General features: G+C 76.9%; 5 protein-coding genes and 1 pseudogene. 3 read left to right on the top strand and 3 right to left on the bottom strand.

What is annotated here, in order from left to right; all coding sequences use genetic code 11:
* Positions 1–69 precede the first annotated feature (69 nt).
* The 3 genes from ACFV61_RS26515 to ACFV61_RS26505 form a co-directional block, all read right to left on the bottom strand.
* Positions 70–2,232, bottom strand: a complete 2,163-nt coding sequence (locus ACFV61_RS26515; RefSeq protein ID WP_380494271.1) for a HEAT repeat domain-containing protein — start codon at positions 2,230–2,232, stop codon at positions 70–72.
* An 88-nt stretch (positions 2,233–2,320) separates the two neighbouring features.
* A complete protein-coding gene (locus tag ACFV61_RS26510; RefSeq protein ID WP_380494269.1) occupies positions 2,321–3,103 on the bottom strand; it encodes a hypothetical protein in 783 nt (260 codons plus the stop codon).
* 34 nt (positions 3,104–3,137) lie between these two features.
* The gene (locus ACFV61_RS26505; protein ID WP_380494267.1) at positions 3,138–4,070 is read right to left on the bottom strand and encodes an ABC transporter ATP-binding protein; all 933 of its coding nucleotides are present in this window, start codon (positions 4,068–4,070) and stop codon (positions 3,138–3,140) included.
* Between the two features lie 211 nt (positions 4,071–4,281).
* On the opposite strand from ACFV61_RS26505, the gene ACFV61_RS26500 reads away from it, so the two are divergent.
* The 3 genes and pseudogenes from ACFV61_RS26500 to ACFV61_RS26490 form a co-directional block, all read left to right on the top strand.
* Positions 4,282–5,466: a sensor histidine kinase gene (locus tag ACFV61_RS26500; RefSeq protein WP_380425058.1), complete on the top strand. Its 1,185-nt coding sequence runs from the start codon at positions 4,282–4,284 to the stop codon at positions 5,464–5,466.
* Positions 5,463–6,173, top strand: coding sequence for a response regulator transcription factor (locus tag ACFV61_RS26495; RefSeq protein WP_079135315.1), 711 nt, complete (start codon positions 5,463–5,465; stop codon positions 6,171–6,173). Before ACFV61_RS26500 ends, ACFV61_RS26495 begins: the two co-directional genes overlap by 4 nt.
* A gap of 396 nt (positions 6,174–6,569) precedes the next feature.
* Positions 6,570–6,853, top strand: a pseudogene (locus tag ACFV61_RS26490) (hypothetical protein); the annotation flags it as partial.

Genomic DNA, 6,853 nt, shown 5'->3' with positions numbered 1-6,853 from the left:
CCACCCCACCGCCCCCGGGGGGGGGGCCGCCACCCCCGGGGGGGGGCGGCGGCCAACCGCGTTCGCCGTTCAGCCTCCGGCCACGGCGGCCAGCAGGGCGCGCAGGGCCTCGTCGTCGCGGATGCCGGCGCCCGCGAAACAGCCCCCGACGATCCGGCGGTCGCGCCCGGCGAGATCGGCGAGGCGGCGGCGCTGACCGTCGTCCAGGGCGGTGGTGCCCAGGGCCGCCAGGGCCTCGCCCGCGCCCCGGAGGTCCGACCCGGTCTCGGCCGCGCGCAGGGCGGCCTCGACCAGGCGGCCGCGGTCGAGAGCGGCGCCGTCGGCCACCGCGAGGAGGGCCAGCACGGCGGCCGGGGCCTTCACCCGGTCGGCGAGCAGCCCGTCGAGCCTGGCGGTGAGCGGGCGGGCGGCCGGCCCCAGGAGGGCGGCGACGCGGGCCGCGCGGACGGCCGTCCGGTCGAACCACGCCCCGTCATCGGCGCGCCGCAGGACGCCGTCCAGGATCGGGACGACCTCGGCCGCGGCCCCGGTGATCCGCCACAGCGCGTCGGCCACCGCCAGGTCGGCCTCCAGCACCGGCGAGGTGTCGGGCACTGGAGAGGTGTCGGGCATCGGGGAGGTGTCGGGCGCGCCTCCGGCGCTGAGCGCGGCGCGCAGGGCGGGGGCCAGCGGGAGGGCCTCGGGGCCCAGGCCGGCGGCGGCCCGGGCGGCCTCGGCGACCGCGTACGGGCCGGCCGCGAGCCGGTCGGCGAGTACCCCGAGCAGCGCCTCGGGATCACCGGTGAGGTCGTACAGCGCCCGGGCCGCCGCGACGGAACCGGGCACCTCCCGCAGCGCGGCGGCGGCGCGGTCACGCTCCGCCGCCGGGCCGTCCACCGCGACGGCCGCGACGGCGGCCGCCGCCTCCGGGCGGTGCGGCAGCACCGCGCACAGCTCGGGCAGGGCCGGGGCGGCCGCGCGGCCCCACTGGCGCACCAGGCGGAACAGCTGGTGGTGCTCGTTGCCGCCGAGCTGCCCGGCCGTCAGCCGGGCGCGGACGGCGGCGAGCAGCTCGGGGTCGAAGGGGAACGGCGCGTCGGCGGGGGCCCGCTGGCCGGCCGCGGCCTCCAGCGCGCGCGGGCTCCGGCCCAGGGCACGGGCGAGCAGCGGGGCCGCCGTCCGGGGTGCGACCAGGACGAGCGCGGCCAGGGCCTCGTCGGCGGGCCCGTCCTCGGCCTGCGCGGCCCGGGCGGCCAGCCCCGGGGCGGCCTCGGCGGCGGCCGGGCCGAGGTTGCCGAGCAGGTGCGCCACGTCGGGGTCGGCGACGAGCTGGGCGAGCGCCGGAAGCAGCCGCCGGGGCGCGCTGCGCGACAGCTGGCAGGCGTGGTCGGCCGCCCAGACGGCCTCGGCCCGCACCTCGGGGCGCTCGTCGCGCAGGGCCCGGTCGAGCAGGGCGTAGGCGGCGTCGCGGTCGGCGGGCGTCTCGCGCAGCAGCAGCTCCTCGGTGATCGCGCGCAACGGCTCCCGGCGGTCCAGGTCGTACCGGTCGGCGGCGACCGGGTCGGCGGGCAGCAGGGCGAGGACGGCGGCGTGGTGGGCGCCCGTCCACGGCTCGCCCGCGTCCAGCCCGGCGAGGACCGCGGCCAGGCGCAGCGGCGCCGGCGTGCCCTCGCCCAGCAGCGGCCCGGCCTCGGCCGCGGCCCCGGACCGGTCCAACCGGCCGAGGGCGGTGAGCAGTTCACCGCGGACGACAGGGTCGGCCTCGCTCGCCCAGCGGCGGCGCAGCGCGGACAGGGCGGGCTCGACGGCCCTGGTCTGGCCGACGGCCCAGGCGGCGGCCTGCCGGACGCCGGCGCTGCCGTCCGCCAGCAGCGGCAGCAGCAGCGGGAGTTGGCCGACGACAGCGGCCCGGACGGGGGCGGGCGGGCCCTCCCCGCCGCCACCCCGCTCCCCGTCCCACTCTCCTTCGCTCTCGCTCTCGGCCAACCCGCCGAGCAGGCCCAGGACTTCGACCGTCCCGCAACCGGCCGCCGCGATCCGGGCCAGATAGGGGACGGCGTCCGCGCTGGCGGTGTACACCGAGCCTTGGTGGAGGATGCACGAGTAGAGCTCGGCGAGCGCCTCGTCGGCCTGCTCGCCGCCGGCGGTGAGCGCGCGCAGCAGGCCGGGCAGGTCTTCGGCGGGTCCGTAGGCGTGCGACACGGATGCCCAGGGGTGGGCGTCGAGTCCGTCGAGGGCGTGGGCGAGGTCCATGGGCGGATCATCGCAGCCGCCACCGACAGTACTCAGGTGTCCCGTAGTGCTCAGGCCTCCCGGCGGGTCAGGCGTCCCGGCGGGAGGGTCAGGCATCCCGGCGGGTCAGGCTGAGGGCGGCCAGGGTGAGGGCGACGGCGAGGTAGCCGGCGAGAGTGGCCAGACAGCCGGCCGCGCCGAGCCGGTCGGTGCCGCCCGCGGAGGCGACGGTACTGCCCAGGCCCTCGAAGACGCTCTGCAGGCCGAACCGGGTGGCACCGTCACCGAGCGGCGCCAGCAGCATCGGCGAGAGGAAGAACAGGCCGAACAGCACGGCGACGGCGCCCGCGGTGTGGCGCACCAGGAAGCCGAGCGCCAGGCCGAGCAGGGCGAAGACGGAGAGGAACACGCCGCAGCCGACGACCGCGCGCGCCACGCCCGGGTCGCCGAGCGACACGGCCAGGTGCTTCCCGGCCAGGGCCCGTTGGCCGAGCAGGAAGGTCAGGAACGCCAGCAGCTGCCCGAGCAGCGCCGACACCCCGCCGACCACCAGCGCCTTGGCCGCGAACACCTGGCCCCGCCGGGGCACGGCGGCCAGGGTGCTGCGGATCTGGCCGGTGGTGTACTCGCTGGAGGCGGCCAGGGTCCCCAGCGTGCCGATCGCCAGGACGGCGACGTAGAAGCCGCCGGAGAAGCCGTAGCGGACGGGGTCGAAGCGCTCGCGCTGGACGGCCGTCCAGACGTCCCAGTTGTCGGCGGCGCTGCCGTAGTCGATCAGGCCGATGAACAGGGCGGCGGCGAGCGCGACGACGGCGGTGAGCGGGGTCGCGCGGACGCTGCGCAGCTTGACCCACTCGCCGGCCAGTGCGCCGCGGGTGGTGGGGGCGGTCATGTGGTCCTCTTTCCGGACGTAGTGGTGGTGGCCGTCATGCGGTCCGCCTTCCGGACGGACCGGTGGTGGCGCGGTAGTCGACGGTCTCGCCGGTGGCGTCCAGGAACGCCTGCTCCAACGAAGCCTGCCGGACGGTGAGTTCGTGGACGCCGAGGCCGTGCGCGGCGGCCAGCTCGCCGATCGCCGCCGGTTCCAGGCCGCCGACGGCCAGTGCCCCGCCGGGCTCCTCGGTGACCGGGGCGGCCCCGGCGGCGCGCAGCAGCCGGGCCAGTTCGGCCGGCCGGGCGCAGCGGACCAGGACGTCCGTGCGCGCGTTCTCGGCGAGGAAGTCGGCAGTGGGGCGGTCCGCAACGAGCCGACCGCGCCCGATGATCACCAGGTGGTCGGCGGTGACGGCCGTCTCGCTCATCAGGTGCGAGGAGAGCAGGACGGTCCGGCCCTCGGCGGCCAGGTCGCGCAGCAGGGTGCGGATCCAGTGCACGCCCTCCGGGTCGAGCCCGTTGACCGGTTCGTCGAGCAACAGGACGGGCGGGTCACCGAGCAGGGCGGCGGCGATGCCGAGGCGCTGCTTCATGCCGAGGGAGAACCGCCCGGCCTTGCGGCGGGCCGCCTGTTCCAGGCCGGTGCGGGCCAGCACCTCGCGGACCCGGGACGGCCCGATGCCGTTGGTGACGGCGATGCCGAGCAGGTGGTGGTAGGCGGAGCGGGCGGGGTGGACGGCGCCGGCGTCGAGCAGCGCCCCGACTTCCCGCAGCGGGTGGCGCAGGGCCGCGTACGGCCGGCCATTGACGGTCGCCCGCCCGCTGGTCGGGGCGTCCAGGCCGAGGATCATCCGCAGCGTGGTGGACTTGCCCGAGCCGTTCGGCCCGAGGAAGCCGGTGACCCGTCCCGGCCGGACCGTGAAGGTCAGCCCGTCCACGGCGGCGGCGCCGCCGTAGCGCTTGGTGAGGTCGCGTACCTCGATCATCGTGGTGCCTTTCCGGGTTTCCTGGTCGGCCGAGGGGGCCGACGCGGGCTCCACGCTCCCGCCCGGGCCCGGTGCGGGGCGTCCCGCCGTGGGGGGAGATCACGGCGTTCGGCGGGGCCGGCCTCTGCCCGTGGTCGTAGGCCCACAGGGCGATGCCGGGCGCGGGGGCCGCCGCTAGCCTGGGGAAATGCCCCGTGCTCCGCATCCGCCGGTGACCAGGAGGCTGCGCCCGGGCCACTGGGTCGCGGTCGACCTGGCGGTCTCGCTGGCCCTGACCGTGCTCACCTGGTTCCGGGTGCTGGACGCCTACCGGGTGTTCGACCCGCACCACCGCGGCTACCCGAAGCCGACGTCGGCGGAGCTGGTGACGGTGCTGGTGTGCGTGGTGGCGGTGGGCGCGGCCGCCGGGCTGCGCCGGCTCGCGCCGGTGGCCGCGGCCGGGGTGGTGTTCGCCGCCTGGGCGGTGGTGGTCGCGGTGGCCGGGCAGCTGACGATCGCCAACCTGGCCGGGTTCCTGGTGGTGGTCGCGGCGGCGATGGTCGTCTACCTGGTCGCGGCTGCCGGGCCGATGCGGCTGGGCCTCACCGTCCTGGCGTTCGGCCTGGTCGGGGCCGGGCTGAGCCGGTTCGGGTCGCGGGAGCTGTGGAACAACCTCGTGCTGTCCGCGCTGGAGGTCGTCACCGCGTGGGCGCTCGGCTGCGCGGTGGCCCGCTACCGGGCGTACGGCGCCGAGTTGCGCCGGCACCAGGTCGACCTGGCCACGGCGGAGCTGGCCGAGGAGCGGATCCGGCTGGCCCGGGAGCTGCACGACGTGATCGCGCACAGCATGAGCGTGGTCAACGTCCAGGCCGGGTACGGCCGTTTCGTGATCGGGCGGAATCCGGCGCAGGCCGAGCAGGCGCTGGCCGCGATCCAGGCGGTGAGCCGGGACGCGATGGTCGAGATGCGCGGCCTGCTGACCGTCCTGCGCGGCGCCGACGGGGCCGGGCTCGCGCCCGCGCCCCGGCTGGCCGATCTGGACCGGCTGGTGGCGAGCAGCGCCGAGGCCGGGGTGCGGGTGGAGCTGCGGGTGGGCGGCGTGGTCCGGGAGCTGTCCGACGGGGTCGAGCTGTCCGCGTTCCGGATCGTCCAGGAGGCGCTGACCAACGTGGTGAAGCACGCGCACGCGGCCGAGGCGCGGGTCGCCGTGGAGTTCGAGGAGGAGGCGCTGGTGCTGGAGGTGAGCGACGCCGGTCGCGGCGGGCCGGTCGGGGTCGGCGGGCACGGATTGGCGGGAATGGCCGAGCGGGTCGGGCTGTACGAGGGCCGGCTGGAGGCCGGGCCGCTGCCGGGCGGCGGGTTCCGGGTGCGCGCCGTGCTGCCGCTGGCCGACGCGGGCGGGCAGGAAACGTCGTGACGGGAGACGCCGCGAACGGGGCACCCGCCGGCCCACCGATCCGGGTCGTGGTGGCCGACGACCAGACCCTGGTACGGGCGGGCCTGGCCGGAATCGTGGCCGCCGCCGACGGCTTCGAGGTGGTGGGCGAGGCCGCCGACGGGGCGCAGGCCGTCCGGCTGGCCCGCGCCGGGCAGCCGGACGTGGTGCTGATGGACATCCGGATGCCGGGCACGGACGGCCTGGCGGCCACCCGGCAGATCACCGCCGAGAGCGCCGTGCGGATCCTGATCCTCACCACCTTCGACCTCGACGAGTACATCTACGGCGCGCTGCGCGCGGGGGCGTCCGGCTTCCTGCTGAAGTCGACCCCGCCCGAGGAACTGCTGGCCGCGATCCGGGTGGTCGCCGCCGGGGAGGCGCTGCTGGCCCCGAGCGTCACCCGCCGGCTGATCCGCGAGTTCGCCGCCCGGCCGGCCGCCGAGCCGGCGACCGCCACGCCCGGCGGCGACGAGCGGGAGCGGGTCCTGCGCGCCGTCACCGGGCGGGAGTTGGAGGTGCTGACACTGATCGGCCGCGGGTTGACCAACGCCGAGATCGCCGAGCAGCTGTCCGTCAGCACCGGCACGGTCAAGACGCACGTCGGCCACCTGCTGGCCAAGCTCGCCGCCCGGGACCGCGTGCACCTGGTGATCACCGCCTACCGCGCAACCCTCGTCGAGTCCTGACGGCCGCCCGCCCCACCGGATCACGACCCCCACGCTCGGCCCCCGGGAGGGGTGTCGGTCCGGTCGGGGGTGGCGCAGGGGGCGTCCCGTAGCACGAACTTGTCTTTCGGAACGGGGAATTGGCGAAGAAACCCTTCGCATGAGCGAATCCGGGGCGGGTTGGCGGTGCGGGCGGGGCGGGGCGAGAAGCCTGGTGGCGGGACGGCGGCCGGCCGGGGCTGAGACTGGTGTGCGAGATGTCCGGCATGTCCGGCACGGCGGGACAAGTCGGCTGTACAGCTGGATTCTTGAGTTTCCGTCAGGATTGTCCTGAACTTGGCTATGCTGCATCACCATGCCTCCGGCGCCGGCCGTCGCCCGTCCCCGTACTGTTCCGATCGTTTGAGGATGCCGAGAATGCTTCGAGCTGGATCATCACCCGCCAGACGGCCGTCCGCGCCCCTGCTCGGGTGGCTGCTGCCCACCGCCGTGATGGCGGCGGCCGTGGCGGCCGCCGCGGCGGTGGTGTCCGCCGGGGTCCGTGCGGAGGTGCTCTGGTGCGGGGCGACGGGCACGGTGCTGGTGGCCGTGGTGGCCGCCGAGTCGGCCCGCCGGGTGCAGGCGATCATCCACCGGCAGGCCAAGGACCTGCGCGAGATGGAGGACCGGCACGGCAACGACCCGGCGGTCTTCGACGACCT

Source organism: Kitasatospora sp. NPDC059817, from assembly GCF_042731835.1.
Lineage (GTDB): Bacteria > Actinomycetota > Actinomycetes > Streptomycetales > Streptomycetaceae > Kitasatospora.
Note: the sequence above shows the minus strand (reverse complement) of the source record. Positions and strands in the feature narration are given on the sequence as shown.

Coding starts and splice junctions, on each gene's coding strand:
- ACFV61_RS26515 (WP_380494271.1), bottom strand. CDS start 2,232: ATGGACCTCGCCCACGCCCTCGACGGACTCGACGCCCACCCCTGGGCA.
- ACFV61_RS26510 (WP_380494269.1), bottom strand. CDS start 3,103: ATGACCGCCCCCACCACCCGCGGCGCACTGGCCGGCGAGTGGGTCAAG.
- ACFV61_RS26505 (WP_380494267.1), bottom strand. CDS start 4,070: ATGATCGAGGTACGCGACCTCACCAAGCGCTACGGCGGCGCCGCCGCC.